Consider the following 274-nt stretch of genomic DNA (forward strand, 5'->3'; position numbering starts at 1 on the left):
CGAGGCAGAGATGCGTAGCTGATGGGAAGCAGGTTAATATTCCTGCACCGTCGTATGATGCGATGGGGGGACGGATCGCGGAAGGTTGTCTGACTGTTGGAATAGTCAGTTTCTGGTTCATAGAAGGCGCTTAGGCAAATCCGGGCGCGTAATTCAAGGGACTGGGACGAAGAGTTTAGGCTCTGTAGCAATCGGAAGTGGTTCCAAGAAAAGCCTCTAAGCTTCAGTCATACGAGACCGTACCGCAAACCGACACAGGTGGGCGAGATGAGTA

1 rRNA gene is annotated in these 274 nt (G+C 52.2%); it reads left to right on the forward strand.

Annotated elements, in window-relative coordinates:
* A 23S ribosomal RNA gene (locus GJ699_RS34030) occupies positions 1 to 274 on the forward strand; the annotation flags it as partial.

This window comes from Duganella guangzhouensis (genome assembly GCF_009674535.1).
GTDB lineage: Bacteria > Pseudomonadota > Gammaproteobacteria > Burkholderiales > Burkholderiaceae_D > Rugamonas > Rugamonas guangzhouensis.